Genomic DNA, 26,332 nt, shown 5'->3' on the forward strand with positions numbered 1-26,332 from the left:
CTCGGAAAAAGGAGGGTCGCTTTACGCGACCCGCCCTACCGGACGGCCCTTGGCCTCCACGGCCTTGCCCGACAGATCGGTGCCGAAGCAGCGCTGGTAATATTCCAGCACTACAGGGCGTTCGACCTCGTCGCACTTGTTGAGGAAGGTCACGCGGAAGGCAAAGCCGACGTCACCACCGAAGATCGAGGCATTCTCGGCCCAGGTGATGACTGTACGCGGCGACATGACCGTCGAGATATCGCCATTGATGAAGCCCGCGCGGGTCAGATCGGCCAGGGCCACCATCTGAGCGATGGTCTTGCGGCCCGCTTCGTTCTGATAGGACGGATGCTTGGCGAGAACGATCTCTTCTTCCTGCTCGGCCGGCAGGTAGTTGAGGGTCGTCACGATGTTCCAGCGGTCCATCTGACCCTGGTTGATCTGCTGCGTGCCGTGATAGAGGCCGGTGGTATCGCCAAGACCAATGGTATTGGCGGTCGAGAACAGGCGGAAATTCGCATTCGGGCGAATGACGCGGTTCTGATCGAGCAGCGTCAGCTTGCCTTCGACTTCCAGGATACGCTGAATCACGAACATCACGTCGGGGCGACCGGCGTCATATTCGTCGAACACCAGCGCGACCGGGTTCTGCAGGGCCCAGGGCAGAATGCCTTCGCGGAAGGCCGTCACCTGCTTGCCGTCCTGCAGCACGATGGCGTCCTTGCCGATCAGATCGATACGGCTGATATGGCTGTCGAGGTTGACGCGGATGCAGGGCCAGTTCAGGCGGGCGGCGACCTGCTCGATATGGGTCGACTTGCCGGTGCCGTGATAGCCCTGGACCATGACGCGTCGGTTATGGGCAAAGCCTGCCAGGATCGCCTTGGTGGTTTCCGGGTCGAATTTATAGGAAGGATCGGCGTCCGGGACGTAATCGCTTTTTACCGAAAAGGCGGGAACGCGCAGGTCGCTGTCGATGCCGAAGACCTCACGGGCCGAGACGGTGATGTCCGGAGCGGGCAAGGAGTGGGCAGGCTGTTGGTTCTGCGCGTTACTCATTTTAGGCAATCCATCCTTGTAGATATGACACCCGCGTTAAACGGGCCATGCAGCAAATCATGCCGATAGGGCTGCGCGCAATGTTGCATACGCGCGGTTGATATCTTTCAGCTTCTCCTCCGCCTCCTTGGCACCGCCATGGGTGTCCGGGTGGTGAAGTTTCACCAGGGCCTTGTAACGGCTCTTCATCTCGACCGGATCCAAGGGGATCGCCAGGTCGAACAGCTCCAGCGCCTCTTCCTGCTCCGGCGTCAGGCCGCCGCGCCGCTCCCCTGCTTTGCGCCGGCCGCCTGTCGGCTCGCCATCCTCATTGAAGAAGCCGTAGCGGTCGCGGATGGGCGGATCGCGCCAGGGTTCGCGTGCCCGCGGCCGGGTGCCGTCGGTCGCGCCACCTCTGGAAAATGGCCAGCTGGGCCGCTGCCAGGTGGTATCTTTGCGGACGTGGGCTTCGATCTCTTCCGGGGTCATGCCCTGGTAGTAGTTCCAGCCCGAATTATACTCGCGCACGTGATCGAGGCAGAACCAATAATATTGGGTCAGCGCGTCCCGGCTTTTGGGCGCGCGGAATTCCCCGCCATGCTCGCAGCCGGGTGCTTCGCACCGGCGCAAGGTCGGGGCTTCGTCAAAAAAGCCGCTCGGTCGACGGCTGCTGGAGGTCCTGGTTCTCGTCATCGCATCACAGTATGGAAATACAGACGGTCGGACACAAGCGGACCGCTGCAATACGCCCCTGCTTTTCCGACATGCCTCCGTTCTTTTGAAATAAAATCACCAGCTTGTCGTCATGGGAATGTCGCCAAATGGCTGCATGGTTATGCGCTTTCTCCACCAAACCTGAGGGCCTAACCATGAAGTACACCCTTATCGGCGCAACCGGTCTCGCCCTGCTGATGGCGACGGGCGCAGCCCAGGCCCAATCTCCGACGCTCGATGGCAAGCCGACCCTGATCGTCGGCCATCGCGGCGCCAGCGGCTATCTGCCCGAACATACTCTCGCCGCCTATAAGATGGCGATCGAGATGGGCGTCGATTTTGTCGAGCCCGATCTGGTCGTGACCAAGGACGGCGTGCTGATCGCCCGCCACGAGCCGATGATGTCCGGCACCACCGACGTTGCCAACCGCCCGGAATTCGCCAGCCGCAAGACCAAGAAGCCGGTCGATGGCGTCGAGACCGAAGATTGGTTCGCCAGCGACTTCACCCTTGCCGAAATTAAGACCCTGCGCGCCAAGCAGGCGTTTGGCGACCGCGACCAGTCGCACAATGGCAAATACGAAGTCCCGACCCTGGACGAGATCATCGCCCTGGTGAAGACCGAATCTGCCGCGCGCAACCGCACCATCGGCATCTATCCGGAAACCAAGCATCCGACGTTCCACAATGCCGTCGGCCTGCCGCTGGAAGACCGCCTGCTGGCCCGCCTGAAGCAGGAAGGCTGGACCGAAAAGTCGAGCCCGGTGATCATCCAGAGCTTCGAGGTGTCGAACCTGAAGTATCTGCGCAAGCAGACCAACGTCCGCCTTATCCAGCTGATCGACGGCGAAGATGTGGATAAGGACGGCAACATGATGTTCGGCGCCCCCTATGGCCAGCCCTACGACTGGACCGTTGCCGGTGACAAGCGCACCAACGCGGCACAGCTGACCAAGGAAGGCCTTGCCGAGATCAAGACTTATGCCGATGGCGTCGCCCCCTGGAAGCCCTATCTGCTGCCCTCCAAGCAGGTCGATGCCGACAAGGATGGCAAGCCGGATGATCTGAACAAGGATGGCAAGATCGACGAACAGGACCGCGTCAATCTGCCCGCCACCGACATCATCAAGAACGCCCATGCCATCGGGCTGCAGGTCCATACCTGGACCTTCCGCAACGAAGCCAAGCGTCTGACCTCGGACTACAAAGGCAATCAAGAAGCCGAATATAAGGCCTTCTTCGCCCTCGGTATCGACGGCCTTTTCAGCGACTTCCCGGACACGGCAGTAAAGGCACGCCGCTAAAAGCCGCTATCCCGCTACCCAAGGATGCTTGGGAGTAGTTTTGCGGGATTTCCGATATTATTCTGGTATCGAAAAAGAGCGGGCGGTGCAGAGTGCGCCGCCCGCTTCCGTTGCAGAGACTTTTTGGGAAAAGATCCGACATGACCGTCGCCCAGGCGATTGAACAGAAACTCCAGGCCGCCTTCACCCCTATTCGCCTGATCGTGGAAGACGACAGCGCGAGCCATGCAGGACATGCCGGGGCCAGGGCAGGTGGCGAAAGCCACTTCAATGTCTATATCGTTTCAGAAGCCTTTTCCGGCCTAAGCCGGGTCGACCGGCAGCGCCGGATCTATCAGACTCTATCGGAAGAATTGGCAGGCCCTATTCATGCACTTGCATTGCGCGTATTGACCCCCGCCGAGGAAGCGCAAAAGACGACATAAAGCCACAGCTGTCGCTTTCCGATTGAATATCCGATTATTCTAGGTAACCATCATATCGGGTCAGGAACTTGGCAGGAGGATCCGGTGGCCATAGCGGCGATCGGCAGGGGTCTACAAGCCCGAACAGTCAGAATGGGACGCCATCGCACGAGCCTGAGGTTGGAGCCAGAAATCTGGGCAGCGCTGTTCGATATCGCGCTCGCCGAAGGGTGCGAGGCATCCGATCTGGTGGCCCGCCTGCGGGATCGCGTCGTGAAGGGCCAGCTTTCAGCGTCGGTCCGGGTGTTTGTCGTTTCCTATTACCGTGCCAAGGCCGAGAAATTGGCCCCCCTTCTCTCTCAGGGCTGATTAGGCTTGCCTGTATAGAACTCCGGGTAGAAGCGTTGAACCACGGTACTGTCGCTGGCCAGAGCGTGGCAGGTATCGAGGATCGGCGGGCGTTTCCCCTTGGGTGGTTGCGGCGGCCCACCCTCTCCGCTGCGGTCACGATAGCGGTCATGGGCAATGGTCTGGAAGGCCACTGTCCCAATAGGCCCAAGCATCTCCACCAGATGAGTGCAGCCTTCGATGCCGCCCAGCATATCGCGGACCTTCTGGTTCCAGCCCTTGGCAATCCGCTCTCCGATCAGTTTGCGGAAGTTGAGCAGGATAGCAGGACATTCCGGGAAAGGTGTCGCGTCGTGGCAGACCGCCACATCGCGGATGGTATAAGTCTCGTCGAGCGTGAGGCGCAGACTCATGTCGTGAAGCGCCATGCCGGGTGTCAGCGTACCGCGCCAGGCATTCTCGAAGGCATAGGCTTTGGTATCCACGAGACGGCCCTCGATATCCCAAAGCCCGTCTTCACGGCGATAACCGTCGAGCGTGATCTGGCGGCGATGCAGCGGCTGGCGCGTAGCCGTGGGCGGCGGGAGAGGCATTCTGAACCCTTGAGCATCTTTGATTTATCGTTGCCCAAGATGTGCACCCGCCCCGCCGCGACTGCAAGCGTCCAGGAAAAGTCCCTGGTCGCTAACCGCCGTAGCCGGCGCCAAACATGATCTCATCCCGTTGCTTGAGATCCTCGGTCAGTTCCTCGTTCACCGCTGCGAAAAGATCGCGGATCGAGCATATGGCAACAATCCGCTCGCCGTCCAGGATCGGCAAATGGCGGAAGCCCCTGGATTGCATCAGATCCAGCGCCTCCCCCACGGTTACATCGGGGGAAACCGTCTGTGGATTGCGGGTCATGACGTCGGCAATCTTGACGGCTTGGGGATCGAGCCCCTTGGCTACCACACGGTTGAGAATATCGCGTTCGGAAAAAACGCCGATCAATTTACCGGCCTTGGCGACCATCACGGCACCGATGCGTTTCTCGGCCATAATCTCGGCCGTCGCACGCACGGTCATATCTTCGGTAACCAGGGTGTAGCGTTGCTGATCGGAAACGATGTCAGGGACGATTCGACGCTGCATGCTGCCCTCCCGACTTGTTATTCAGATAGTCTTCTCACCTGTTTGGCGGAGCGACCTTCCGCCGCACCTATAAATTAAGGTGCGGTAGCCGAAGGAACGATGCAAGGGGGATAACCCCTTCTGACAAAATTTATCCAGCCCTTGTCACGATAGTTCCGCGCCAATACAGCAGCGGCCTTGCCTCAAGAATGGGCTATGCTGAAAAATCAGACTGAAAGTCCGGCGAATATTATGCAGCATCTCGCCCATGCGAAAGAAGCGCCTGTTTAACAGGCGCTTCTTATGGATGCGTCGCAAAAGAACGGACTTAGATACCCAGGGATGGCCGGACCTGGTCGGCCGGTACGTCATTCAGAACAGCCGCCGATCCCAGGCCGTGGGAGACCACAAAGGTCAGACGTCCATCGCTGGCCTTTTTGTCATGGGCCATGTGGGCCAGCAGACGATCTTCATCGAAGGGGGCGTTCTGGATAACCGTGGTAGAGAACGGCAACCCTACGGCCCGCAGATGGGAGGCCAGCCGCGAGGCATCGCTCCGGGGAGCCAATCCCAGGCGGACCGACAAGTCCATGGCCTGAACCATGCCGACGGCGACTGCCTCGCCGTGGAGCAGTTTCTCGCCAAAGCCGGTTTCCGCTTCCAGCGCGTGGCCGAAAGTATGGCCAAAGTTCAGCAGCGCACGACGCCCGCCTTCGCGCTCATCCTCCGCCACGATAGCAGCCTTGGTGCGGCAGGAATGTTCGATAGCCACCGCCTGGGCATCGCGGTCGCCCGTCACCACCAGACCACCATTGTCCTCCAGCCAACCGAAGAAAGGCGCATCGCTGATCGCAGCGTGCTTCGCGATCTCGGCATAACCCGAACGCAGCTCACGGGCAGATAAAGTCGCCAGACAATCGAGATCGGCCAGAACCATGCGCGGCTGATAGAAGCTGCCGACCATGTTCTTGCCAGCAACGGTATTGATGCCGGTCTTCCCACCGACGGAACTATCGACCTGCGACAGCAGGGTCGTCGGTACCTGAACGAAATCGATCCCACGCATCACGATGCTGGCGGCAAAACCGGCCAGATCGCCGACTACGCCACCGCCCAGGGCAATCAGCAACGTGCCGCGGTCAACCTTCATCGCCAGCAACTGGTCGCAGACCTCGGCCAGTTGGGGCCAGCTCTTGGATTTCTCACCCGATGGAACCGTGACGGAACCAGCGGAGACGCCGGTCTTGGCCAACCCCTCTTCCAGGCGCTTGAGGTGTCCGGCAGCGGCAACCGCGCTGTCCGTCACAATCACCACGCGCTTGCGCTTGCCCAGGACTGGCGCCAGCAGTTCGCCCGCCGCCTCCAGCAGGCCGTCACCGATGATGATCTCATAGCCACGGCTACCGAGTTCAACCGGTACTTTGGTGCGGATATTCATGACAGGATCGGCTTTCAGAGGCTGGGTTTCTGGTAATCACGGATGGCGTTGGCGACACGCATCACCATCTCGTCATGGTCCTGGGCGCTGCCTTCGACTGTGATGTCGGCTTCAGCATAGGTGGGATAGCGCAGGTCGATCAGGCGACCGAGGGTTTCGCGCGGGTCACCGTTCTTCAGGAGCGGTCGCGTGTTGCGGCGGGCCGTTCGACGGACCAGCTCGTCCAGATCGACCTTGAGCCAGACCGACAGGCCACTCTCTTTGATCTTCGCGCGGGTGCTGGCATCCATGAAGGCGCCGCCGCCCGTTGCAAGAATATGGGGCGGCTCTTCGAGCAGGCGGGCGATCACCCGGCGCTCCCCTTCCCGGAAATGCTGCTCGCCGTGGCGCTCGAAGATTTCGGATACGGTCAGGCCGGCGGCAGCCTCGATTTCAACGTCGGCATCACGGAAGGGAATCCCGGCGCGCATCGCCAAGCGCTTGCCGATGGAAGATTTGCCGCAGCCCATCAAACCGACCAGCACAATCGGCCGGTCCAGCGTCAATTCTATATGAGGCGAACTTGTCACGGCACCCAGGAAACTATACTCGAGTTCGGCACCGGCATTGCGGCGCCCTCAATTTGCGACCACTATGCGCGAACTTCTCGGGTCGGCACAAGCCAAGGCACCCGACCCGCACGTTTAAAATCAAGTTGGACCTGCGAAAGACCTCATGAACCGCCTGCCTCTTATTATCCTCGGCGCCGTCGTCGTGCTTGTTGCCGCTCTTTTTGTCGTGTTCGCCACCGTGGACATTCCCGCCCCGAGCAAACAGGTCGAGAAAGTGATCCCGAACGACCGACTTGCGAAGTAAGCCGCAGGGCCGTTTGCTCCATACCCAAGTGTGACCACAAGGTCACACTCACAGCAACTCCGCAACACTCGCAAAGCTTTCCACTTTTTAACCTTCGCGCACCCGCTCATATTGGTCGGCAGGCCAATTGGGCCAATGCGTTGCAGGGGGATGCCGACGCGGTTGGGTGATCTATGTCTCGGCTCGTCCTTAAGGATATGGGCCGGGCGATGGTCGCTGACTGATGTCGGCAGTTCGGAATGATCGGGTTCATGGTTCGCCATCCATATTTGAACGGCCCCTCTTGGGGAACATCGCTGGCTAGGCGCGTTGCGCTGTTGATCGGCCTTGGACTCCCTATGTTTCCGGGTATTACGACCGTCGCCCATGCGCAGTCGGTCACGCCCGAAATGGCCGACGGGCTGGGATTTGCCGTTAATGAGGATGATCCCCTGGGAGCTCGCACCTGGGAAGGTGTCAGCCGTGACACCGTCTTCCAATTGGTATCGCGCCTGCCGGAAACCTATAATAGTCGGCCTTTGCGGAGCCTCGCCAGGCGGCTTTTGACCGCCCCTTCGGCACCTCCGACCCAGCCCCCCCCGGCACCTAGCCTGCTTGCCCTGCGCCTTTCCAAACTGAATGCCATCGGCGACGTCGCTAGCGTCGAATCCATCCTGAAGCAGGTTCCGCCGCGCTATGCGCCGGAGGAAATCGCCCGCGTCCGCGTCGAACATGCGTTCCTGAGCGGCCGAGACAGCGAAGCCTGCGCACAGGTCGAAGCCTATAAAGCCAGTGTCGATCCCTATTGGATGAACGCGCGCGTCGCTTGCCTCGCCCTGACCGACAAGGCACGGGATGCGGTCACCGCCCTGTCGCCCCTGATGCGAGACGGGCTGGAAGACGAAACGATCAAGGTGCTGGTGGAGCGGCTGGCCGGACGGCGCGTCGATGTCCCCGCCGATCTGGAAATCACACCTGCCGCCGTTGCGCTCTACGCCAAAAGCGGGCGCCTGCCTCCGGTGCCGGAAATCGAGCGGATGGCCGGATCGCCTGCCCGCTCCTTTGCTGAAATGAATTTGCCGGGTCGGCTGGCGGCCGCCGAAGTCGCCGCCCGCCAGGGGGCCATGACCCTCGACCGCCTGAAAGCGCTTTACGAGGCTGCGGCCGCGCAATCCAATCCCAAGGACGCCAGCGATGCGCCTTTGGCCCGCGCCCGCGCCCTCCGCCTTGCGGAAACCGAGACCAACCCTGCCAAAAAAGCCGACGCGTTGGCCACCGCCTTCGATATGGCAGAGCCCGTGGGGTTGCTGCCGGTGATGGCGGAACTGGCGGTGCCTGTTCTGCAGAAAATCCCGCCCGCTCCGGCGCTTGTTCAGCACGCGCCGCGTTTTGCCCGCATGCTGCTGCTGGCCGATGATCAGAACGGCGCTCTTGCCTGGGCCAAATCCCTGCATGAAGCCGCAGGCACCGATCCGGGTCTCGCCGATCAGGCCTTGCGGCTGTCGATTCTCACCGGTCTGGCTGCTCCCGACATCGCAGGCCCCCTCGATCCCGCGCAGATTTCGGATTGGGCTCTGCTGGCTGGTGACGGCGGGCAATCGGCGGCTCTGCTGCTCGCCACTATGCAGGGGTTGAGCGACCCGATCCCCAGCCCGCTGTGGGATGTACTGCCGCCCCAGTTACCCCTGGTGCCTCAGCCGATCGATGATGCCCTGGTCTGGATGCGCCTGCCGTCTGCTGCCACTTCAGGCCGTATCGGCGAAGCATTAGCCCTGGCGCTGATCCTGACACGGGGCGAAACCATCCCCTCCTCCGAACCCCTGCGCCTTTCCCATGCCGTGGCCGCACTGCGACAGCTTGGCCTAGAGGCCGAAGCGCGGCGCATCGCAGTTGAAGCGGCGATCATGGCCGGACTCTAGGCCTGATGAGCGCGCCCGGCCTCGACGCTTTCTTCGAAATGCTGAGCGTCGAGCGCGGGGTCAGCCGGAATACCCTGCTCGCCTATCGCGACGATCTGGAAGATGCGGCGGAATTCCTGAAAGAACGCCCGCTGGTCGAGGCCGGTGAGGCAGATCTCCGCGCTTATATGCAGGAGTTGGGGAACCGCGATCTCAGCCCGCGCACCCAGGCCCGGCGCCGCGCTGCTCTGCGGCAACTCTTCGGCTTCCTGGCCGCCGAAGGTGTCCGCAAAGACAATCCCACCAGCACCCTCGTCGCCCCCAAACAGGGGCGCAGCCTGCCGAAATATCTGACCGCTGCCGAAATGGACCGCCTCTCCGCAGCGGCGGCCGGTCTGGATAGCCCGACGCGCGAGCGAGATGGGGCGATTATCGAGCTTCTGTATGGCAGCGGCCTGCGTGTGTCGGAGCTTTGCAGCTTGCCGCTGGCGTCGGTGGTGCGGGAGCCGGACTATGTTCTGGTGCGCGGCAAGGGTGACAAGGAGCGTCAGGTGCCGGTCACCGATGCCGCCAAAGCCGCGATTGCCGCCTATCTTGCCGTCCGTCCGCAGTTTCTGGGCAAAGCCAAAAGCAATCCGCATCTCTTCATCGCCGGCCCCCGCCCGCTCGATCGCACCTGGGTGACGATGCGGCTGAAGACGCTGGCCAAACTGGCGGGCCTGGACCCTGCAAAAGTATCCTCCCATGTTCTGCGCCACGCATTTGCCACGCATCTGGTGGAGGGTGATGCCGATCTACGTTCCGTCCAGCTTCTGCTGGGCCATGCGGATATCACGACGACACAAATCTATACCCACGTCGCCCAGCCGCGCCTGAAGGCCACCGTTGAGGGCCACCACCCGCTTGCACAATTGGGACGCGGTAAGACGGCACAAGATTGACATTGCTGCCCGCGCCCGCCATGGTGCGCCGCATTGTTTTTGGGGACGATCCGAGCCTGATGCGTACATTCCTCGACTTCGAGAAGCCCGTTGCCGACCTTGAGGCGAAGATTGAAGAGCTTCGCCACCTGAGCAACCCTGACGGCGTTAATATCGCCGACGAGGTGGCTCGGCTGGAGAAGAAGGTCGAAAAGCTTCTTAAGCAGACTTACACCAAACTGACCCCGTGGCAGAAAGTCCAGGTGGCGCGCCATCCGCAGCGCCCCCATGGCTTGAACTACGTCAACAGCCTGATCGAAGATTTCACCCCCCTGGCGGGCGACCGCTATTTCGGTGAAGACCAGGCGATCATCGGCGGCCTCGGCCGTTTCCGGGGTCGCGGCGTTGTCGTGATGGCGCAGGAGCGCGGCCACGATATCGAGACCCGTGTGCGCCATAACTTCGGCATGCCGAAGCCCGAAGGCTACCGCAAGGCCCAGCGCCTGATGGAACTGGCCGACCGGTTCGAGTTACCGATCCTGTCGTTCGTCGATACCTCCGGCGCTTTCCCCGGCCTTGAAGCCGAAGAACGCGGTCAGGCCGAAGCCATCGCCCGTTCGATTGAGGTTTGTCTCAAGGTCGGCGTACCACTGATTTCGACCGTTATCGGCGAAGGCGGCTCCGGCGGTGCCATCGCGATTGCGACCGGCAACCGCGTTCTGATGCTCGAACATGCCATCTATTCGGTCATTTCGCCCGAAGGCTGTGCGTCGATCCTCTGGAAGACGTCGGAAAACGCCAAGGATGCCGCAGAAGCTCTGCGCTTGACCGCCCAGGATCTCGACAAGTTGGGCGTCATCGATCAGGTGGTGAACGAGCCCCTGGGCGGCGCCCATCGTGATCCGGCAGCTGCGATTGCCACCGTTGGCGATGCCATCGAGGAACAGCTGAAATCGCTGCTTCTGCTTGATGCACCGGCCTTGAAAGCCCAGCGCCGCGAGAAATTCCTCGCCATGGGTTCCAAGAGCCTCTGATCGCAAGAAGACTCTGTTAGGATGAAGGCCCGCCCAACCCGGCGGGCCTTTTTCTTTTTCGGAGGTTTTTGATGCTCCTCAGCACCACCAGCAATTTGGATGGCCATAAGGTCACCAGCTATGTCGGCATCGTGACCGGCACCGCCGTGATGGGCGTCAATGTCTTTAAGGATTTCTTCGCGTCGATCCGCGATATCGTCGGCGGGCGTTCGGGCGGCTATCAGAACGCCCTGAAAGACGCCCGCAACGCCGCCTTTGCCGATCTGATGGACGAGGCGCGCAAAGTCGGCGCCAATGCTGTGATCGGGATCGATATCGACTATGAGGTGCTGGGCAAGACCAACGGCATGCTGATGGTCAGCATCACCGGCACGGCGGTGACGCTGGGGTGAGGGGTCCCCTCCCCCAAAGAGAACTGTCATCCCAGCCATAGAGCCGGGAATCCTTCAAACATAACTCTTCATCCCCGGACTTGATCCGGGGATGAAGAGTCTACTTAACCTTAACTACCCCATCCGGATCGTCGGGGCCGGGCGCGGCGCCTCGGCACCGGCATTCAGTCCGGCCCACAGCTTTGCCGCCATGTCGCGATAGAGTCCGGCGACGCTGCTTTCCGGGTTAGCCGCCACGATGGGGCTGCCGCTGTCGCCTGCCACCCGCACCGCCGTTTCGATGGGGATTTCGCCCAGGAACGGCGCGCCGATCGTCTCTGCCTCGTGCCGGGCGCCGCCATGGGCGAAGATATCGGTGCGATGGCCGCAGGCCGGGCAGCTGAAGTAGCTCATATTCTCGATCAGCCCCAGGATCGGCACGGCGACCTTCTTGAACATGGCGATCCCCTTGCGAGCATCGAGCAGCGCAACATCCTGCGGGGTGGAGACGATGACCGCACCGGCCAGCGGCACCCGCTGCGCCATGGTCAGCTGCGCATCGCCCGTTCCTGGCGGCATATCGACGACCAGGATATCGAGGGCGCCCCAGGCGACATCCTTCATCATCTGTTCCAGCGCACCCATCACCATCGGACCGCGCCAGACGACGGCCTCGTTATCCGGCACCAGGAAGCCGATGGACATGACCTTCACCCCGTGATTGACGGGCGGCACCAGCTTGCGTTCGGCCGTAATCTCCGGGCGCCCGGCGAGGCCCATCATGCGGGGGCCGGAGGGACCGAAGACATCGGCGTCCAGCAGGCCGACTTTGAGCCCCTGCCCTGCCAGCGCCACGGCAAGATTGGTTGCGACCGTCGATTTGCCGACGCCGCCCTTGCCGCTGGCCACGGCGACGATGAATTTCACGTCCGGCAACAGAGTTGGCCGCTGGGGCTGGGCCGCTGGCGCTGCTGGAGCTTTTTCGGCGGTGAGAACGGCAGAAACCGATTTGATACCCGGTAGAGCGAGAACAGCTTGCTCGGCGGCTTTGCGCAGCGGCTCGAATGTCGGGGCTTCGCTGGGCTGTATCTTCAGGGCGAAAGCAACGTTTCCGTCCTTCACGACCAGCCCTTCCAGCCTGCCGGAAGCCACCAAACCTTGTCCCCGACCCGGATCGACGATGGTGTCGAGGGCTTTTTGGACAAAAGTTTCGGCCTGAGTTTGGTCCGACATGGTTGAACTCTCCTTCCCCGCTCCGATATTCGGGATGCCTAAAGACTGGCCTTCGCTTCCCGTTCTCCGTCATATAGGACGGAGGATAGCTGTGGCGAAAGCCGTTAGATCGTTAAAACAGTCAATAAAAAGGACAGGGGCTGGATGAGTTGGCAGAATAATGGCGGGGGCGGCGGCCCCTGGGGTGGCGGTGGTTCGGGTGGCGGGAGCGGTGGTTCCGGCGGTCCGGGCAACAACAATCCGTGGGGACGCGGCGGCGGCGATAAACGTCCGCCCGACATCGACGATATGCTCCGCAAGGGCCAGGACCGGATGAAGAATATGCTTCCGGGCGGCTTTGGCGGCTCCAAGGGCATCGGGCTCGTCATTCTGGCTGCAGTTGGCGTCTGGCTCGCCTCCGGCTTCTATCGGGTCGAGCCCGATCAGCAGGGCGTCGTCACGACCTTTGGCCGTTTTACTGGTGTCACTGCCCCCGGTCTGAACTGGCATTGGCCCTCGCCCATCCAGTCGGTCGACAAGCCATCGGTCACGCAGGACCGTCTGCTCAACGTCACCGGCCGTCAGCAGGGCGGCGAAAATCTGATGCTCACCGGCGACGAGAACATCGTGAACATCGATTTCAACGTCCTGTGGCGCATCAAGGACGCACCGAAGTTCCTGTTTACCGCCCAGAAACCCGATGTGCTGATCGCTGCCGTCTCGGAAAGCGTCGTGCGCGAGATCATCGGCCAGACCCCGATCCAGTCGGCTCTGACCGAAGGGCGTGGCCGTATTGAAACCTCGGCTCGCGACCAGATCCAGGGGCTTGTCGACAGCTATAATATCGGCGTTGAAATCCGGCAGGTTCAGCTCTCGCGCGTCGATCCGCCCGCCCCCGTGGTCGATGCCTTCAACGACGTTCAGCGCGCACGCTCCGACCGTGAGCGTACCCGTAACGAAGCCGAAGCCTATCGCAACGACATCATCCCCCGCGCCCGCGGCGAGGCGGAGCGTATGCTCCAGGAAGCCCAGGCTTACCGCGAGGAGATCGTCAATCGCGCCCAGGGTGACGCCCAGCGCTTCCTGTCGATCTATGAAACCTACAAGGTTTCCAAGGACGTAACTTCGCAGCGCCTCTATATCGAAGCGATGGAAGAAATTCTGGCCCGCTCGCAGAAGATCGTGATCGAGCCGGGTGCAGCCGGTCAGCAGGGCGTTCTGCCCTATCTTCCCCTGCCCGAGTTGCGTAAACCGGCATCGCCGGCACAAGGAGTCCGCCAATGAACTCGCAACGTCTTCTCATCGGCGGTGCCGTCGCGGTCGTAGCTCTGCTGGTTGTCGCGGCGAACACTTTCTTTACCGTGCGCGAGACCCAGCAGGTCATCGTGACACAGTTCGGCGCCCCCGTCGGCGACGCCATCAGCACCCCCGGCCTGCACATCAAAGTCCCTTTCATGCAAGATGTGCGCGTCTATTCGCGTCAGCTGCTTGAAGTCGATCCGGCTGCACAGGAAGTGCTGCTGGTCGACCAGAAGCGTCTGGTCGTCGACGCCTATGCCCGCTACCGCATCGTTGTGCCGCTGAAATACTATCAGACGGTCGCCAACGAAGCCGGTGCCCAGGGCAATATCGCGCCGATCATCAATACCTCAATCCGCCGCGTGCTGGGTGGCAATACCCAGGCCGCCCTGCTGTCGTCGGACCGCACCCGCATCATGGAAGAAATCCAGCGCGAAGTGTCGGACCGCACCGCTGCCTACGGCATCGAGATCGTGGACGTGCGCCTGCGCCGGGCCGATCTGCCCGACCAGACCTCGGCCGCGGTCTTCAACCGCATGAAGGCCGAACGCGACCGCGAAGCCCGCGAACTGCGCGCCCAAGGTCAGGAACTGTATCAGCAGATCCGCAGCCGCGCCGACCGCGACCGCACGGTCCTGATCGCCGAAGCCCAGCGTGAGTCGCAGACGATCCGAGGCGAAGGCGACGGCAAGTCGATCCAGATCTATGCCGATGCCTTCAATAAGGACGTCGAGTTCTATGGCTTCTATCGCTCGCTGCAGGCTTATCGCCAGTCGCTGGGCAATGATACGACCCTGGTTCTGTCGCCGAATTCCGAGTTTTTCAGGTATTTCGGCGGGAAACTTTCGGGTCAGCCCTAGTTCCCTAATAAAGCGTTAACTTGAGAGGCGGTTGATGGTAGACTATCAACCGCCTCTTTTGTTTAACGAGGTTAAATTATAAAGGCGACAGCCGATTGGGAGGGGCGTTAGGTATGGGTTTTTGGGGTAAAGTCTTTCACTTCCTGAGTACCGAGGATTCTCCCCAGCCCCAGGCGCGGTCGAAATCTAATCCAGGATGTGTGCTTTGCCGTCACTGGGTCGAACCGAATGCCATCACGACCAAGATCGTGCCCAGCCAGCGCGCCGTCGATTGGGCGAAAAGCAATGGATTTGGCCGCTGCACCGCCCCGGCATCCGGTGATGTCGAAAAGAAGCGCTTCACCAAACAGACCGATGGCTGTGATCAGCACCAGTTGAAAACTGCCGGTGCAAGGTAGGGGTGGCCCCACGCCCCTAACGCCTTAATCACGACAAAGTTCCAACCGTGTTTGCGCCACAATCGGACGCTTAAAGTTAAATTGATCGCAGGTTTGGCGCGGATGCTCCATGGTGGCAGCGTCGCTCCCTGCGCAGCACTTAATTCGAGTCTATGCCCATGACCGAAAATATCTCGACGATCTCCCCGGCCCCGCTTCTGGTTCGCCTGCCCCGCGCCCTTGCGATGGCAGCTGTGGCCGCCGTCCTTGCCGTTGGCCCCCTTGCGGCTCCCACACCGGCGTTTGCCGCCTCCGCGCCCGAAAGCTTCGCCGATATGGCGCAGAAGCTTCTGCCCTCGGTCGTCAACGTCTATACGACCCAGACAGCCAAGCAGCCCGAACAGCGCGGCCCCGCCCCCGATCTGCAGTTGCCCCCGGGTTCGCCGTTCGAGCAGTTCTTCAAAGACTTCATGAACCGGCAGCGCAATCCGAACGCTCCGCCCCGCCGTCAGACCTCGCTCGGCTCCGGCTTCATCATCGATGAGTCGGGCTTCATCGTGACGAATAATCACGTCATCGATGGCGCCGACGAGATCAGCGTCCGCCTGCATGATGAAACCGAACTGAAGGCAACTTTGGTCGGCAAGGATCCGCGTACCGATCTAGCACTGCTGAAGGTCGAAACCAGCCGCAAGCTTCCGGCCGTTCCCTGGGGCAACTCGGGCGATATCCGCATCGGCGACTGGGTGCTGGCCATCGGCAATCCGTTTGGCCTGGGTGGCACTGTGACCGCCGGTATCCTGTCGGCCCGCAACCGGTCGATGGGCGGCGCCTATGACGACTTCCTGCAGACCGATGCCTCGATCAACCGGGGCAACTCGGGCGGCCCGATGTTCAACATGAAGGGCGAAGTCATCGGCATCAACAGTGCCATCCTGTCGCCCAACGGCGGTTCGGTCGGTATCGGCTTTGCCATCGCCTCCAATCTTGCCAAGCCGGTGATCGAGCAGATCCGCAACGGCGGCCAGGTGAAGCGCGGCTGGCTGGGTGTGCGCATCCAGAAGCTCGACGAGGATGTCGCGACCGGCTTCGGCCTCGATAAAGCCCGCGGTGCTCTTGTCTCCTCGGTGCAGGAGAACTCGCCCGCTGCCAAGGCCCAGATCAAGCAGGGTGACGTCATCCTGAAGTTCGACGGCCGGGATGTGCCGGAAAGCGATCGTCTGCCGCGCATCGTCGCCGACACCCCCATCGGCAAGGCCGTCGATGCCACCGTCTGGCGCAACCGCAAGGAAATCACCGTCAAGGTGACCGTGGGCGAGCTGAAGGAAGATGAAGTCGCCGCTGCTGCCGATCCCAATGTTCCGGCCGTCACCGGCGAAGTCAAAAGCCTGGGTCTCACGCTGGCGGGTCTCAACGCCCAGTCGCGCGAGAAATATGGCCTTGATGAATCGGCAGTCGGCGTTCTGGTAACCGATGCCGCCCAGGACAGCCCCGCTTTCGAAAAGGGCGTGCGTCCGGGCGATCTGATCACCGAAGTCGGCCAGGAAAGCGTCAAGACGCCCAATGACGTCTCGGACAAGATCAAGGCTGCCCGCGACGGCAAGAAGAAGAGCGTGCTGCTGACCCTGTCCAGCCGTGGCGAAACCCGCTTCGTCGCCGTCCGCGTCGACTAAAGCGGCTTCAGACCGAACGAAAGGGGCGCCCTAAACCGGCGCCCCTTTTGTTTTGAACAGGGTGAGCAGCCGACCGTCGATGATCAGCAACCCCAAACCGATCCCAACCATCCCCAACGCCTGCCCCAAGCCGACGCTTTCACCCAGGAAGACTATGCCCAGCACGTTGGCGCTGACGGGGATCAGCAAGGTCACCAGCAGCGCGTTGGTCGGCCCGGCGCGGGTCAGCAACCTGAAGAACAAGATATAGGCGAGCGCCGTCGAAAAGACCGTCAGCAAGCCGACAGCCCAGATAACCTGCGTCGACGGCATCGGCAGGGAAAGCAGCCCCTCCTGGAAGAACACGACAGGGGCCAGGATCAGCGTCGACCCGGTCAATTGCCCCATGGCCAGCACCAGCGGCGGCACGCCCTTGAAGAAGCGGCGGGCGAAGGCGCCTGCAAATGCGTAGGTCACGGCGGCCACCAGGATCGCCAGCGACGGCAGAACACTCGCGGAGGAGCCGCTCCAGGCGGCAGGGCCGACCATCACCGCGACACCTGCGATCCCCAGCAGGATCCCCAACAGCCTGCGCCCACCCAGGGCCTCCGCCCCCAGCGCCGCGCCCAGCAGCAGCGAGAAAAGCGGCGTGGTGGCGTTCAGAACCGACGCCATGCCCGCGCCCAGCTCCTTCTGCGCCCAGAAGATGAGCCCCATGGGGATAACATTGTTGAGACCGCCCATGATGACGAAGGCTAGCCAGATACGGGCGCCCTGGAACGGCAGGCGCAGCACCGCCACCACCAGCATCAGCAATACCGCCGCCCCGGATACACGCAGGAAGACCAGGATCAGCGGCGGCAGTTCAGCAATCGCGACCTTGCCGAAGAAAAAAGCGCCGCCCCACAGGATCGACAGGCTGATCAGCAGAAACCAGTCGTATGGCGTCAGGCGCGGCGGTACGGAGATCATAAAGGCTGCTCCATGGTTAATCGGATGGAGCAGCCTATGGGGGAACGATCCTATCGTCAGCCCGCTTCTTGCCGGTATGCCGAGGCGTCGCCGGGAAAAGCCGGGCTCCCTCTCCTCACAGACCTCGTCATCCCGCACGTGATGCGGGATCTCGTGTAGTCACACCGCGTCGAGACGCCGAACAGAGCCGGTCCACAGAGAGATCCCGGATCAAGTCCGGGATGACGGTTCTTGTTTGAGGCGCTTCCTAGATGCAGGAGATCTATGGGGAAACGTTTCTAAGCCTTCCGCAATGTCTCCAGCATGTGATGCACGCTCTTGCGCAGATGCCCCGATTCGCCCGTCAGCAGCGTGCTGTCTTCGGCCAGGCGCTTGGCGGCCGAACCGCTGTTGCTGACCGCCGTCTGCACCTCCTGCATGGTGACGGAGATTTCGGAAGTGGCGCTGGCCACTTGCCCAACCGAGCGCGAGATTTCGGCTGTGGTGGCCGACTGCTCCTCGACAGCGCCGGCGATCCCGGTGGCCGCCCCCGCGATCTGCTCGATGATGCCGCGCACACCGTCGACCGCTGCCACCGACCGGCCCGTTGCGTCCTGAATGTCGCGGATGCGGCCGCCGATTTCCTCGGTCGCGCTGGCAGTCTGATTGGCAAGCGCCTTCACTTCCGAGGCCACCACGGCAAAGCCCTTACCGGCATCCCCGGCGCGCGCCGCCTCAATGGTGGCATTCAGCGCCAGCAGGTTTGTCTGCGCCGCAATGCCATTGATCAGCGTCACAACCTCGCCGATGGCCTGCGCCGTCTCATCCAGGCTGCGGATAAGGTCGGCGGCGCTAGTTGCCTCCGATGCCGCCTGATTGGCGATGCCGGCGGTACGGCCGATCTGGCCGGAGATTTCATTGGTTGCCGCCATGAGTTGCTCACAGGCCGCCGCGACCGTCTGCACGGCGTGACTCGCCTCTTCGGCTGCAGCTGCAACCGTCGTGGATTTCATCGTGGTGTCGCCCGCCATCTCGGACAGATGGGTCGAAGCCACCAACGCGCGTTCCGCCGCCTGCCCCACCGTCTCGGCGATGGTCAGCACCTCACGCTCGAACGTATCGGCCAGCCCGGTCATCTCGGACGTGCGGGCCTGACGCCGGGCTGCGCTCGCTTCTGCTGCCTCCTGTTCCAGGCGCTGCTTCTCAACGGCCTGTTCCTTCAGGAAGGTCACCGCATCCGTCATGGCGCCGATTTCGTCTGCCCGGCGTGCCGGTGGGATTTCCACCGTCAGATCGCCCTGGGCAAGATTTTGCATCAGCGCGGCCAACCGTCCCAGCGGCGCGACCGCCCGTCCCAGCATGACGAACAGCACCAGCGAGATCAGGGCGCAGGCGATCAATGCGGTAACAGCCTGCTTGAGCAGGGCTTCCTGCCCCAGCTTTTCAATCCGCTCGGTCGACAGGGTCAGCGTCATATCGCCAACATCGGAGTTGTCTGGTCCCTTGATATCGACAGACCGCACGATGGTCCCGGCGCCCTTGGCTTTCTCGACCGAGAAATTAAATTCCTGATCGGCAGGCGTTTTGACGTAGATGGCTTGGAAGTCGGGATCGCGCGCCAGGTCCTTCATCAGGGGCTCGATAGCGTCTTCCTCGTACCGCCAGAGCGGCTGCGCCATGGCACTGGCCTGCAGCTGAGCCATCGTATCGGCCTTGCTCTCCAGCGCTGCCGTCAGGCTGTTGCGCTCGTTGACCAGACCCAAGCCCGCAATCACCAGCAGGCTGAGCACCACGATGGCGATAGCGCCCGCGATGATCCGCCCCCGCAACCCCACACCGCGCCGTGTCCCTTGATTCATCTTCGACCCTCTCCCCTACCGCGTTTTCGCGGGTAACTACCGTGCCGATTTTGGGCCGACTCTCCCCAGACGATCCCAAGCACCAACAAGTATGGGGCCTATAAAGATAAAAATAGTATTGATGCGGGCGCCGAAAACGACTGTTTACGTACGGTCAATTTCGACAAAAACAAAGCCCTCCGCTTACGCGAAGGGCCTGTCGAAAAAATCAGCAAGTAATACGGTTAAGCTTAACCGAAGCGACTGGTCAGCGCTTTCTGAAAGCTGAAGCTGGAGATCGTCATGCCGTGGCGGAAATAGAAGCGATGGGCCAGCGTGCGGTGTGTGCCGCTGTCCAGGGTGAAATAGTCGCTGTCCAACGCCTTCGCGTGGGCTTCGAGATGGCTCAGCATAATGCCGCCATGACCCGATCCCCGGCTGTTCTCGTCGGTCACCAGATCGTCCACATAGAAGCGCCGCCCCTGATAGGTCGTCAACCGCACGCGCCAGACGCCAACGGCTTTGGGGACGTCCCCTTCCAGCAGAATGCTCATGCGGACGTCTTCCGCGAACATCTGCTTCAGATAGTCGGCATAGGGAGCCGGGATTTTCGGGCGAAGCTGCCGGTGCAGCGGTTCGACCAGGGCGAGCGCCGCATCCATGTCGGCGGCCGGGGTTTTGGCGTCGAGTTCGATGAAACGATGGGACATGGGAAATACCTTGGAAAGAAAAAGGGCGGCACCGATGTGCCGCCCTTTGGGATCTTAGTTATCGAGGAAGCTGCGCAGCTTGCGCGAACGCGACGGGTGTTTCAGCTTCCGCAACGCCTTCGCCTCGATCTGACGGATACGTTCGCGGGTAACCGAGAACTGCTGGCCGACTTCTTCGAGGGTGTGGTCGGTGTTCATGCCGATGCCAAACCGCATGCGCAGGACACGTTCCTCACGCGGGGTGAGGGTCGCAAGAATGCGGGTCGTGGTTTCGCGCAGGTTGGCCTGAATGGCGGCATCGAGCGGCAGAACGGCGTTCTTGTCTTCGATGAAATCACCCAGATGGCTGTCTTCCTCGTCACCGATCGGCGTTTCGAGGGAGATCGGCTCCTTGGCGATCTTCAGGACCTTGCGGACCTTTTCGAGCGGCATGATGAGCTTTTCGGCCAGTTCTTCCGGGGTCGGCTCGCGGCCGATCTCGTGGAGCATCTGGCGCGAGGTGCGGACCAGCTTGTTGATGGTTTCGATCATATGCACCGGAATACGGATCGTTCGGGCCTGATCCGCGATGGAGCGCGTGATCGCCTGACGGATCCACCAGGTGGCATAGGTCGAGAACTTGTAACCGCGGCGATATTCGAACTTATCAACGGCCTTCATCAGGCCGATGTTGCCTTCCTGGATGAGATCCAGGAACTGCAGACCACGGTTGGTATATTTCTTGGCAATGGAGATGACGAGACGCAGGTTCGCCTCGACCATTTCCTTCTTCGCGCGGCTGGCCTCGCGTTCGCCCTTCTGCACCTTCTGGACGAGGGTACGGAATTCGGCGATCGGCAGGCTGACCATCTCGGCGATGACAGCGATTTCGTTCAGGGCCTTCTGGGCCTCGACCTGATGCTTCTCGAAGAACTTCGCCCACTTCGGGCTGCGGCGGCCCTGGGCTGCCAGCCAGTTCGGGTTCAGTTCGTGACCGAGGTAGCTGGACAGGAAGTCGGCCCGTGCCACCTTCTCGCCTTCGGCAAAACGCAGCAGACGACCATCGAAACCGATCAGGCGCTTCGAAAGACCACCCAACTGATCGACCAGTTCGTCGATGCGGGCCGGATTCAGGCGGATTTCCTTGGTCAGTTCGACCAGCTCCGTGCGGGCCTTCTCGTACTTCTTCTCGTTCGCCGGAACGAGCTCTTCGCCCTTGCGCAGGGCGGCAACGCGCTTTTCCTGCATCTTGGCGAGCTTGCCGTAGGCTTCGGCAATCGCATCGAACTTTTCGAGGATCTGCGGCTTCAGTTCGGCTTCCATGGCCGAAAGCGAGACACCGCTCTCCTCGGCACCTTCTTCACCGCCCTCGCCGCCTTCACCTTCACCCTCGCCTTCCGGACGGGGTTCGCCCTCGCCTTCACCTTCGACGTCGTCGCCTTCGTCCTTGTCGCCGCCCTGGGCCAGCAACTCAGGAGGCAGGTCGTCGTCGCTCGCGCCCTCGGCGGTGCCGCCGGGCAGGCTGGCGCCATAGGTGGTTTCGAGGTCGATGATGTCGCGCAGCAGCATCTTGCTGTCGTTGAGGGCATCGCGCCACTCGATCATCGCCCGCATGGTGAAGGGGCTTTCGCACAGGCCCGAGATCATGGCCTCGCGGCCCGCCTCGATGCGCTTGGCGATCGCGATTTCACCTTCGCGCGACAGCAGCTCGACCGAGCCCATTTCGCGCAGGTACATGCGGACCGGATCGTCCGTGCGACCGATTTCGTCGTCGTCGACGTTACCACGCGCTTCGGCGTCGGGATCGGCCTCGGCTTCCTCGGTTTCTTCGGTTTCTTCAGCTTCGACCAGATTGATGCCCAGGTCGGACAGCATGGTCATGGTGTCTTCGATCAGTTCCGAAGACACCTGTTCGGGCGGCAGCGCGCCATTCAGTTCGTCGTAGGTGATGTAGCCGCGCTCTTTACCGCGCGCGACCAACTTCTTGACCGCAGTGGCAACACCGTCAACAAGCGGGCTTTCGATCGCCTCTTCCTGCGTCGTCGTCTCTTCCGTAGCGTTCGCCGCCTTCTGCGCCATTACCGAATACCCTTTCGTCCCGATCTTCTAACTCGTCCGATGTTGCGATCCGTCAAGACCGCCTAACACCTGCCCGACTATTCCTGTTCCGCCGCCATGGTCGCGATCTGCTCGCGCAGGCGTTTAACTCTTTCCCACGCTTCTGGGCTAGCTTCAGCCGCAAGAACCGCACTAGCCTCTTCCATATCAGCTTTCAGACGACTGCGCTTCAAATCAGCCAATAAAACCCGCGCCCGCGTTCTCGCATCGGGGAGATACGCGTCGGGTCTGGCTAGAGGGTACCTATTAAGTACATCTGGCGTAGTGACCTGCTGAAGGGTCAAGGCGTGACCATTCTCCGTTAAATGTGATTGCAGCGTCCCTACATCAAGCCCAGGGTGAGCGGCCGTAACGCTTACGATTTCTCTACATAGAGAGTCAAGCGCTGCATCCGCTAACGTTATATCAGCAAGGGATTCTAATGCTTCTTCTGCCAGAACAGGATTAAAAATCATCAATGTAAGCAACTCAAGAGCTTGCTCCGCGCCAATCGCAGAGGTCACTCGATCGGCGTTCGCAGGCAACACTTTAATAAAATCTTCATTGGGGCCGATTGGAGTAGAGGCGCCTTGATATTCAAGAGAAGCCAAGTGCATACGCAACCCAGCGGAATGATTTTTTTTATTATTATTTTTTTTATTTCTTTCGTTTCGCTCCCCTGCCCTGAATGATTTGCCCGCCTGAAACAATCGACCATTAAAGAAAACTTCAGCTTCTCTATCGATATGCCGCGGAGGGACCGCACCAGGAGCGAATCGTTCTAGTCTCCCAAATTTTTCTTCAAGTCTCGCTTGAATGTCTTGCCCATAGAGAGCTCGCACGTCATCGTTTTTGATAGACGACACGCGATCACGTAAACGTACTTTGAATTCTGCTTTTTTTTCGGGCGTATCTAGAGAGTGTACTCCCGTTTCAATCCTCCACAGAGCCTCAATCAGTGGGATTGCATCAGCTAATGCTCGACGTAACTTTTCAGCCCCACCAGGTTGAGCAAGCAGATCGTCCGGGTCTTGTCCTTCTGGCAGTGTTGCAAAACGAAGACTTTTACCCGGCTTTAAAAGAGGCAAAGCGCGCTCGGCAGCGCGGGCCATTGCTCGTTGGCCGGCACTATCGCCGTCTAAACACAAGATTGGTTCAGGCGCGAGCTTCCAGAGCTCCCCCATCTGCTCTTCTGTAAGCGCAGTCCCCAGCGGCGCAACGGCGGTCGCAAAACCTTTGCGATGCATCGCCACTACGTCCATGTAGCCTTCAACTACAATTACACGCCCTTCACGCGCTGCAGCGATACGAGCGTGATTAAGAGCATAAAGCGTACGTCCTTTATGAAAAAGTGACGTTTCTGGGCTGTTCAAATATTTCGGCTTAGCGTCGCCCATGGCACGGCCACCGAAGGCAATAACTTTCCCTCGACGATCCGCAATCGGGAACATTACTCGACCGCGAAAGCGATCATAGGTGCCGGGGCGATCCTCGGGCAGGATAATCAGACCCGCCTCGATCAGGACATCCTCAGTGAACCCCTTGGCGATAAGGCTCTGTTTCAGCCCTTCACGGCGATCTGGTGCCCAGCCTAGGCGATGATGGCTGATATCCTGCTGGGTGACGCCTCGCCCCAAAAGATACGCGAGCGCGTCCTTGCCGTCATTGGTGCGCAGTTGCTCCTGGAAATAGGCCGCCGCCGCCTCGCAAGCTGCCTCGGCGCCTTGGCGACGCACCACCACTTCGCGGTCGACGGGCGTGTCGGTCGGGACTTCCATCCCAGCCTCGCCCGCCAGACGCTCCACCGCCTCGCGGAAGCCCAGCCCCTCGGTATCGATGACAAAACTGACGGCATCGCCATGCTTGCCGCAGCCAAAGCAGTGGTAGAAAGCCTTGTCGTCATTAACGAAGAAGCTGGGCGATTTCTCGTTATGAAAAGGACAAAGGCCGGAAAATTCCCGGCCTTTTTTGGCAAGCTTCACCCGTCGACCGACAACGCTGGAAAGCGTTATGCGCCCGCGCAGTTCCTCCAGGAACTCGGGTGGAAATGCCATGCCAAACCCAAAAAGCCGCGCCTAGTTACGCACCAGCGAGATGCTTTTTAACTATAGCACTAGCCTTCTGGAAGTCCATCTGGCCTGCGAATTTTTCCTTCAGCGCGGCCATCGCCTTGCCCATGTCCTTGACCGAGGTCGCGCCGATTTCCGCCAGCGTCGCGGCGACGGCGGCATCGGTTTCAGCCTCGGACATCATCTTGGGCATGAAGCGCTCGATGATCGCGATCTCCGCCTCTTCCTTGGCGGCCAGCTCAGGTCGGTTGCCCTGATTGTACATTGTGATCGAGTCCTGGCGCTGCTTGATCATCTTCTGCATGAGCGAAAGCAGCTGATCGTCCGGCACGCCGTCGGGATAGCCTTCGGTGCGGCCGTCGATGTCCTTCTTCTTGAACTCGGCCATGATAAGGCGAACGGCGGAAACCGTCGCTTGGTCGCGGGCGACCATCGCCGCCTTGTAAGCGTCGTTGATTTGCTGGCGCAGCATGTCTTTAAAGCCATCGATCTTTGGAAAGCGGTAACAATAGCGACCTTATTCGGTCATGACCACCCCTCTTCGACAAGGGGGGCCTGCGCGTCGGCTTTTCTTGACCCTAGCCCCCCTGTCCCGTATAGCGTCCGCAATTTGGCCATAAGAAGCGAAAGCCACGAGGCTGGTTTCCGAAAGTTCGGGGAAACCGGCGTCTTGTCGCGCGCCGAAATATAAGGTCGAAGAGATTCTTACGGAAAGGTTCCGCCATGACCATCGCCCCGCCCCCCGAAGCCACCGGCGCTCTCGTATTAGCTGATGGGACGGTGTTCTGGGGCCGAGGACTTGGCGCCAAGGGTCGATCGGTCGGCGAAGTCTGCTTCAATACCTCGATCACCGGTTATCAGGAAATCCTGACCGACCCCTCCTACGCTGGCGAAATCATCAATTTCACCTTCCCGCACATCGGGAACGTCGGCACGAATGCCGAAGATATCGAGACGGTAACCCCCGCCGTGCGCGGCTTCATCGTGAAGGCCGATATCACCGAGCCGTCGAACTGGCGCGCCGCCCAGAACCTCGACGCCTGGGCCAAGAGCCACAATATCGTCGGCTTGGCCGGGATCGATACCCGCAAGCTGACCCGGCGCATCCGCGACCTCGGCGCCCCGCACGCCGTCATCGTCCATGGCGAGGCAGGCAAGCTCGACATCGACGCCGCCCTTGCCGAAGCGAAGAGCTGGGCAGGCCTCGAAGGCATGGACCTCGCCATCGAAGTAACCACCCGCCAGTCCTATGGCTGGGACGAGAATACCTGGGAACTGGGCAAGGGCTACGGCAAGCTCGGTGAAAAGAAGTTCAAGGTCGTCGCCGTCGATTATGGCGCCAAGCGCAATATTCTGCGCTGCCTGACCAACATCGGCGCCGAGGTTGTCGTGGTTCCGGCCGATGCCAGCCTTGAGGATGTGATGCGCCATCAGCCCGACGGCGTGTTCCTGTCGAACGGCCCCGGCGACCCCGCCGCCACCGGCAAATATGCCGTGCCGGTCATCCAGGGCCTGATCGAGAAGAATGTGCCGGTCTTCGGCATCTGCCTTGGTCATCAGCTGCTGGCCCGTGCGGTTGGTGCCTCGACCAAGAAGATGGAGCGCGGTCATCGCGGCGCCAATCACCCGGTCAAGAACCTGGAGAATGGCCGCGTGGAGATCACCAGCCAGAACCACGGCTTCTGCGTCGATCCCGACACGCTGCCCAAGAATGCGGTCGTCACCCACGTCTCGCTGTTCGACGGCACGAACGAAGGCTTCCGCATGACCGACAAGCCTGCCTTCTCGGTGCAGTACCACCCGGAAGCCAGCCCCGGCCCGACCGACAGCCATTATCTGTTCGAGCGTTTCGCCGAACTGATGACCGCCGCCAAGAACTAAGACCCGCGCGTA

General features: G+C 61.0%; 26 protein-coding genes. 13 read left to right on the top strand and 13 right to left on the bottom strand.

The features are described from left to right. Nucleotides 1-21: 21 nt before the first annotated feature. Nucleotides 22-1,041: a cobaltochelatase subunit CobS gene (gene cobS, locus ACFSM5_RS01145; protein WP_379874306.1), complete on the bottom strand. Its 1,020-nt coding sequence runs from the start codon at nt 1,039-1,041 to the stop codon at nt 22-24. 57 nt (nt 1,042-1,098) lie between these two features. Further along, a complete protein-coding gene (locus ACFSM5_RS01150; RefSeq protein WP_379874309.1) occupies nt 1,099-1,713 on the bottom strand; it encodes a J domain-containing protein in 615 nt (204 codons plus the stop codon). 176 nt (nt 1,714-1,889) lie between these two features. Between ACFSM5_RS01150 and ACFSM5_RS01155 the strand changes: the two genes are divergently transcribed. The 3 genes from ACFSM5_RS01155 to ACFSM5_RS01165 all read left to right on the top strand — a co-directional run bounded on the left by ACFSM5_RS01155 (nt 1,890) and on the right by ACFSM5_RS01165 (nt 3,811). Continuing rightward, complete coding sequence (locus ACFSM5_RS01155; RefSeq protein WP_379874312.1) at nt 1,890-3,038, top strand: glycerophosphodiester phosphodiesterase; 1,149 nt, start codon at nt 1,890-1,892, stop codon at nt 3,036-3,038. Nucleotides 3,039-3,178: 140 nt separating this feature from the next. Further along, nucleotides 3,179-3,463, top strand: a complete 285-nt coding sequence (locus ACFSM5_RS01160) for a BolA family protein (RefSeq protein WP_379874315.1) — start codon at nt 3,179-3,181, stop codon at nt 3,461-3,463. Between the two features lie 132 nt (nt 3,464-3,595). Next, entirely contained in the window at nt 3,596-3,811 is a 216-nt protein-coding gene (locus ACFSM5_RS01165; protein ID WP_379874318.1) for a ribbon-helix-helix domain-containing protein, read from the top strand. Here the strand turns inward: ACFSM5_RS01165 and ACFSM5_RS01170 are convergent. From ACFSM5_RS01170 to ACFSM5_RS01185, 4 genes are all read right to left on the bottom strand, one after another. Beyond that, on the bottom strand, nt 3,802-4,383 hold the full coding sequence (locus tag ACFSM5_RS01170) for a DUF2889 domain-containing protein (RefSeq protein WP_379874320.1): 582 nt from the start codon (nt 4,381-4,383) through the stop codon (nt 3,802-3,804). The two genes, ACFSM5_RS01165 and ACFSM5_RS01170, sit on opposite strands and share 10 nt — an antisense overlap. Before the next feature lie 91 nt (nt 4,384-4,474). After that, nucleotides 4,475-4,921, bottom strand: coding sequence for a CBS domain-containing protein (locus ACFSM5_RS01175; protein ID WP_379874323.1), 447 nt, complete (start codon nt 4,919-4,921; stop codon nt 4,475-4,477). A 307-nt stretch (nt 4,922-5,228) separates the two neighbouring features. Continuing rightward, nucleotides 5,229-6,338 carry a 3-dehydroquinate synthase gene (aroB, locus tag ACFSM5_RS01180; protein WP_379874326.1) on the bottom strand — a complete coding sequence of 370 codons (1,110 nt, stop codon included), beginning with the start codon at nt 6,336-6,338 and terminating at the stop codon, nt 5,229-5,231. Between the two features lie 14 nt (nt 6,339-6,352). After that, entirely contained in the window at nt 6,353-6,907 is a 555-nt protein-coding gene (locus tag ACFSM5_RS01185) for a shikimate kinase (RefSeq protein ID WP_379874328.1), read from the bottom strand. 145 nt (nt 6,908-7,052) lie between these two features. On the opposite strand from ACFSM5_RS01185, the gene ACFSM5_RS01190 reads away from it, so the two are divergent. The 5 genes from ACFSM5_RS01190 (at nt 7,053) to ACFSM5_RS01210 (ending at nt 11,416) form a co-directional block, all read left to right on the top strand. Then, complete coding sequence (locus tag ACFSM5_RS01190) at nt 7,053-7,193, top strand: hypothetical protein (RefSeq protein ID WP_379874331.1); 141 nt, start codon at nt 7,053-7,055, stop codon at nt 7,191-7,193. A 338-nt stretch (nt 7,194-7,531) separates the two neighbouring features. Next, nucleotides 7,532-9,091, top strand: coding sequence for a hypothetical protein (locus ACFSM5_RS01195; RefSeq protein WP_379874334.1), 1,560 nt, complete (start codon nt 7,532-7,534; stop codon nt 9,089-9,091). Nucleotides 9,092-9,096: 5 nt separating this feature from the next. Continuing rightward, nucleotides 9,097-10,011, top strand: a complete 915-nt coding sequence (locus ACFSM5_RS01200) for a tyrosine recombinase (RefSeq protein ID WP_379874336.1) — start codon at nt 9,097-9,099, stop codon at nt 10,009-10,011. A gap of 59 nt (nt 10,012-10,070) precedes the next feature. Further along, nucleotides 10,071-11,024: an acetyl-CoA carboxylase carboxyltransferase subunit alpha gene (locus ACFSM5_RS01205; protein WP_379874496.1), complete on the top strand. Its 954-nt coding sequence runs from the start codon at nt 10,071-10,073 to the stop codon at nt 11,022-11,024. A 71-nt stretch (nt 11,025-11,095) separates the two neighbouring features. After that, the gene (locus ACFSM5_RS01210; protein WP_379874338.1) at nt 11,096-11,416 is read left to right on the top strand and encodes a heavy metal-binding domain-containing protein; all 321 of its coding nucleotides are present in this window, start codon (nt 11,096-11,098) and stop codon (nt 11,414-11,416) included. A gap of 114 nt (nt 11,417-11,530) precedes the next feature. On the opposite strand, the gene ACFSM5_RS01215 is transcribed toward ACFSM5_RS01210, so the two are convergent. Further along, nucleotides 11,531-12,628, bottom strand: coding sequence for an Mrp/NBP35 family ATP-binding protein (locus tag ACFSM5_RS01215; RefSeq protein ID WP_379874340.1), 1,098 nt, complete (start codon nt 12,626-12,628; stop codon nt 11,531-11,533). A gap of 144 nt (nt 12,629-12,772) precedes the next feature. On the opposite strand from ACFSM5_RS01215, the gene hflK reads away from it, so the two are divergent. The 4 genes from hflK to ACFSM5_RS01235 all read left to right on the top strand — a co-directional run bounded on the left by hflK (nt 12,773) and on the right by ACFSM5_RS01235 (nt 16,816). Next, nucleotides 12,773-13,891, top strand: a complete 1,119-nt coding sequence (gene hflK, locus ACFSM5_RS01220) for an FtsH protease activity modulator HflK (protein WP_379874342.1) — start codon at nt 12,773-12,775, stop codon at nt 13,889-13,891. After that, the gene (gene hflC / locus ACFSM5_RS01225; protein ID WP_379874344.1) at nt 13,888-14,766 is read left to right on the top strand and encodes a protease modulator HflC; all 879 of its coding nucleotides are present in this window, start codon (nt 13,888-13,890) and stop codon (nt 14,764-14,766) included. The genes hflK and hflC overlap by 4 nt, the downstream gene beginning before the upstream one ends. A 113-nt stretch (nt 14,767-14,879) precedes the next feature. Then, on the top strand, nt 14,880-15,164 hold the full coding sequence (locus ACFSM5_RS01230; RefSeq protein ID WP_379874347.1) for a hypothetical protein: 285 nt from the start codon (nt 14,880-14,882) through the stop codon (nt 15,162-15,164). A gap of 158 nt (nt 15,165-15,322) precedes the next feature. Then, the gene (locus ACFSM5_RS01235; protein WP_379874349.1) at nt 15,323-16,816 is read left to right on the top strand and encodes a DegQ family serine endoprotease; all 1,494 of its coding nucleotides are present in this window, start codon (nt 15,323-15,325) and stop codon (nt 16,814-16,816) included. 30 nt (nt 16,817-16,846) lie between these two features. Here the strand turns inward: ACFSM5_RS01235 and ACFSM5_RS01240 are convergent, their stop codons facing one another. The 6 genes from ACFSM5_RS01240 to ACFSM5_RS01265 all read right to left on the bottom strand — a co-directional run bounded on the left by ACFSM5_RS01240 (nt 16,847) and on the right by ACFSM5_RS01265 (nt 24,911). Continuing rightward, on the bottom strand, nt 16,847-17,767 hold the full coding sequence (locus tag ACFSM5_RS01240; protein WP_379874352.1) for a DMT family transporter: 921 nt from the start codon (nt 17,765-17,767) through the stop codon (nt 16,847-16,849). Between the two features lie 278 nt (nt 17,768-18,045). Further along, complete coding sequence (locus ACFSM5_RS01245; protein ID WP_379874354.1) at nt 18,046-19,605, bottom strand: methyl-accepting chemotaxis protein; 1,560 nt, start codon at nt 19,603-19,605, stop codon at nt 18,046-18,048. A gap of 230 nt (nt 19,606-19,835) precedes the next feature. Further along, nucleotides 19,836-20,294: a GNAT family N-acetyltransferase gene (locus ACFSM5_RS01250; protein WP_379874356.1), complete on the bottom strand. Its 459-nt coding sequence runs from the start codon at nt 20,292-20,294 to the stop codon at nt 19,836-19,838. A gap of 54 nt (nt 20,295-20,348) precedes the next feature. Continuing rightward, a complete protein-coding gene (gene rpoD / locus ACFSM5_RS01255; RefSeq protein ID WP_379874358.1) occupies nt 20,349-22,352 on the bottom strand; it encodes an RNA polymerase sigma factor RpoD in 2,004 nt (667 codons plus the stop codon). 77 nt (nt 22,353-22,429) lie between these two features. Then, on the bottom strand, nt 22,430-24,424 hold the full coding sequence (gene dnaG / locus ACFSM5_RS01260; RefSeq protein ID WP_379874361.1) for a DNA primase: 1,995 nt from the start codon (nt 24,422-24,424) through the stop codon (nt 22,430-22,432). 25 nt (nt 24,425-24,449) lie between these two features. Continuing rightward, nucleotides 24,450-24,911 (bottom strand): GatB/YqeY domain-containing protein, encoded by a 462-nt coding sequence (locus tag ACFSM5_RS01265; RefSeq protein WP_379874363.1) that lies wholly within the window; start codon nt 24,909-24,911, stop codon nt 24,450-24,452. Nucleotides 24,912-25,162: 251 nt separating this feature from the next. Here ACFSM5_RS01265 and carA point away from each other — a divergent pair, with 251 nt between their 5' ends. Further along, the gene (gene carA / locus ACFSM5_RS01270) at nt 25,163-26,320 is read left to right on the top strand and encodes a glutamine-hydrolyzing carbamoyl-phosphate synthase small subunit (RefSeq protein ID WP_379874365.1); all 1,158 of its coding nucleotides are present in this window, start codon (nt 25,163-25,165) and stop codon (nt 26,318-26,320) included. The last annotated feature ends 12 nt before the right edge of the window (nt 26,321-26,332 follow it).

The sequence above is a fragment of the Lacibacterium aquatile genome, assembly GCF_042683105.1.
In the GTDB taxonomy this organism is placed as follows: domain Bacteria; phylum Pseudomonadota; class Alphaproteobacteria; order Elsterales; family Elsteraceae; genus Lacibacterium; species Lacibacterium aquatile.

What these genes read in the sequence shown, in the direction of transcription:
- ACFSM5_RS01195 (WP_379874334.1), top strand. Translation starts at nt 7,532, where the DNA reads ATGTTTCCGGGTATTACGACCGTCGCCCATGCGCAGTCGGTCACGCCC.
- aroB (WP_379874326.1), bottom strand. Translation starts at nt 6,338, where the DNA reads ATGAATATCCGCACCAAAGTACCGGTTGAACTCGGTAGCCGTGGCTAT.
- ACFSM5_RS01235 (WP_379874349.1), top strand. Translation starts at nt 15,323, where the DNA reads ATGACCGAAAATATCTCGACGATCTCCCCGGCCCCGCTTCTGGTTCGC.
- ACFSM5_RS01170 (WP_379874320.1), bottom strand. Translation starts at nt 4,383, where the DNA reads ATGCCTCTCCCGCCGCCCACGGCTACGCGCCAGCCGCTGCATCGCCGC.
- ACFSM5_RS01160 (WP_379874315.1), top strand. Translation starts at nt 3,179, where the DNA reads ATGACCGTCGCCCAGGCGATTGAACAGAAACTCCAGGCCGCCTTCACC.
- ACFSM5_RS01240 (WP_379874352.1), bottom strand. Translation starts at nt 17,767, where the DNA reads ATGATCTCCGTACCGCCGCGCCTGACGCCATACGACTGGTTTCTGCTG.
- hflC (WP_379874344.1), top strand. Translation starts at nt 13,888, where the DNA reads ATGAACTCGCAACGTCTTCTCATCGGCGGTGCCGTCGCGGTCGTAGCT.
- ACFSM5_RS01210 (WP_379874338.1), top strand. Translation starts at nt 11,096, where the DNA reads ATGCTCCTCAGCACCACCAGCAATTTGGATGGCCATAAGGTCACCAGC.
- ACFSM5_RS01200 (WP_379874336.1), top strand. Translation starts at nt 9,097, where the DNA reads ATGAGCGCGCCCGGCCTCGACGCTTTCTTCGAAATGCTGAGCGTCGAG.
- cobS (WP_379874306.1), bottom strand. Translation starts at nt 1,041, where the DNA reads ATGAGTAACGCGCAGAACCAACAGCCTGCCCACTCCTTGCCCGCTCCG.
- dnaG (WP_379874361.1), bottom strand. Translation starts at nt 24,424, where the DNA reads ATGGCATTTCCACCCGAGTTCCTGGAGGAACTGCGCGGGCGCATAACG.
- ACFSM5_RS01250 (WP_379874356.1), bottom strand. Translation starts at nt 20,294, where the DNA reads ATGTCCCATCGTTTCATCGAACTCGACGCCAAAACCCCGGCCGCCGAC.
- ACFSM5_RS01190 (WP_379874331.1), top strand. Translation starts at nt 7,053, where the DNA reads ATGAACCGCCTGCCTCTTATTATCCTCGGCGCCGTCGTCGTGCTTGTT.
- ACFSM5_RS01205 (WP_379874496.1), top strand. Translation starts at nt 10,071, where the DNA reads ATGCGTACATTCCTCGACTTCGAGAAGCCCGTTGCCGACCTTGAGGCG.
- ACFSM5_RS01150 (WP_379874309.1), bottom strand. Translation starts at nt 1,713, where the DNA reads ATGACGAGAACCAGGACCTCCAGCAGCCGTCGACCGAGCGGCTTTTTT.
- rpoD (WP_379874358.1), bottom strand. Translation starts at nt 22,352, where the DNA reads ATGGCGCAGAAGGCGGCGAACGCTACGGAAGAGACGACGACGCAGGAA.
- ACFSM5_RS01230 (WP_379874347.1), top strand. Translation starts at nt 14,880, where the DNA reads ATGGGTTTTTGGGGTAAAGTCTTTCACTTCCTGAGTACCGAGGATTCT.
- ACFSM5_RS01165 (WP_379874318.1), top strand. Translation starts at nt 3,596, where the DNA reads ATGGGACGCCATCGCACGAGCCTGAGGTTGGAGCCAGAAATCTGGGCA.
- hflK (WP_379874342.1), top strand. Translation starts at nt 12,773, where the DNA reads ATGAGTTGGCAGAATAATGGCGGGGGCGGCGGCCCCTGGGGTGGCGGT.
- carA (WP_379874365.1), top strand. Translation starts at nt 25,163, where the DNA reads ATGACCATCGCCCCGCCCCCCGAAGCCACCGGCGCTCTCGTATTAGCT.
- ACFSM5_RS01245 (WP_379874354.1), bottom strand. Translation starts at nt 19,605, where the DNA reads ATGAATCAAGGGACACGGCGCGGTGTGGGGTTGCGGGGGCGGATCATC.
- ACFSM5_RS01265 (WP_379874363.1), bottom strand. Translation starts at nt 24,911, where the DNA reads ATGCTGCGCCAGCAAATCAACGACGCTTACAAGGCGGCGATGGTCGCC.
- ACFSM5_RS01175 (WP_379874323.1), bottom strand. Translation starts at nt 4,921, where the DNA reads ATGCAGCGTCGAATCGTCCCTGACATCGTTTCCGATCAGCAACGCTAC.
- ACFSM5_RS01215 (WP_379874340.1), bottom strand. Translation starts at nt 12,628, where the DNA reads ATGTCGGACCAAACTCAGGCCGAAACTTTTGTCCAAAAAGCCCTCGAC.
- ACFSM5_RS01155 (WP_379874312.1), top strand. Translation starts at nt 1,890, where the DNA reads ATGAAGTACACCCTTATCGGCGCAACCGGTCTCGCCCTGCTGATGGCG.